This is a genomic window from Streptomyces apricus (assembly GCF_008369065.1).
GTDB lineage: Bacteria > Actinomycetota > Actinomycetes > Streptomycetales > Streptomycetaceae > Streptomyces > Streptomyces apricus.
On the sequence record NZ_VDFC01000092.1, the window covers coordinates 1 to 1,537 of the forward strand.

General features: G+C 74.4%; 2 protein-coding genes. Both read right to left on the bottom strand.

Annotated features, from left to right (window positions below):
• Positions 1-908, bottom strand: a 908-nt coding sequence (locus FGF04_RS37465) for a serine/threonine-protein kinase (protein WP_235882700.1), incomplete at its 3' end; no start/stop codon positions are given.
• Positions 909-1,070: 162 nt separating this feature from the next.
• The coding region (locus FGF04_RS37470; RefSeq protein WP_149515864.1) for a biotin transporter BioY at positions 1,071-1,537 on the bottom strand (467 nt) is incomplete at its 5' end.

Genomic DNA, 1,537 nt, shown 5'->3' on the forward strand with positions numbered 1-1,537 from the left:
GGGCCTGGGTCCGGCTCCGGGGTCGAGGTCGACTCCGAGGACGGGGTCGGGGTTGAGGTGGGCTCCCGGACCGGCGGMGGAGTCGGCTCCGGGGCCGAGGTAGGAGTTGGTTCCGGGGTCGGGGGCGGCTCCGGTCCCGGGTCCGAGGTCGGCGTAGGGACGAGTGTGGGGGTGCGGGGTGTCTCCCGGACGGTCCTCGGTGTCGTCGTTCCCGTGTCGCCGTCCGCCGTCGGGGCGAAGAGCCTGGCCAGTTCCTCCAGGGCGGGGCGTTCCGCCGGTTCCTTGCGGAGCAGGGCCGTGAGCGCGTCCGTCAGTTCCCCCGCGGCGGCGGGGATCTCGGGCTCCTCGTACAGCACGGCGTGCAGGGTCGCGAGGGTCGTCGCGCGGGAGAAGGGCGAGCGCCCGCCGAGCGCTGCGCAGAGGGTGGCGCCCAGCGACCAGAGGTCGGACGGCGGGCCCTGCGGACGGCCGGAGATCCGCTCCGGCGCCATGTAGTCGGGCGAGCCGACCAGCATGCCGACCATCGTCAGGGCCTCGGCGTCCTGGATGGCGGCGATGCCGAAGTCGGTGAGCACGACCCGGCCGGCCCGCCGCTCGACCAGGACGTTGCCCGGCTTGATGTCCCGGTGCAGCACTCCTCCCGCGTGCACCTGGCCGAGCGCCGCCACCAGTTCGAGCCCGATCCGGGCCGTGTCGCGCGGATCTAACGGCCCGTCCTCCGCCACCACCCGTTCCAGGGAGCGGCCGTCGACCAACTCCATCACGATCCACAGGCGCTCGCCCTCGTCCACCACGTCGTACACGCGCACCACGTTCGGGTGGTCGATCCGGGCGGTGGCCCTGGCCTCGCGCAGGGTCCGTTCGCGGCGGGTCCTGGCGTCCTCCTGGTCCATGCCGTCTATGCGCATCTCCTTGACGGCGACCTGCCGGTCGAGCGTTGCGTCGACCTCGCCCGGCGAGCCTCTTGCGCGGGAACCTCCGCGTGCGGTCAGCCCTCGCGCTTGACGAACTTCCAGGCGGTGCGTCGACCTCGCCCGGCGAGCCTCTTGCGCGGGAACCTCCGCGTGCGGTCAGCCCTCGCGCTTGACGAACTTCCAGGCGGCCGGGAGCAGGCCCATCGCCAGGGCGGCCTTCACTGCGTCGCCGATGAGGAACGGGGTGAGGCCCGCCGCCACGGCCTGGGCGGTCGTCAGGTCCGCGGCCAGGGCCAGGTACGGGACGCCGATCGCGTAGATGATCGCCTCGCCCAGCAGCATCGTGCCCGCCATGCGGAGCACCGAGCGGTCGGCGCCACGGCGGGCGAGGGCGCCCACCACGGTCGCCGCGAGCAGCATGCCGAGGATGTAGCCGAAGGACACGGTGACGCCGGAGCCTCCCCCGGCGAACCACGGGAGGCCGGCCAGGCCGAGCAGGGCGTACAGGGCGAGGGAGGCGAGGCCGCGGCCGGCGCCGAGCGCGGTGCCGACCAGGAGGGCCGCGAAGGTCTGGCCCGTCACCGGCACCGGGGAGCCGGGGACGGGCCAGACCTTCGCGGCCC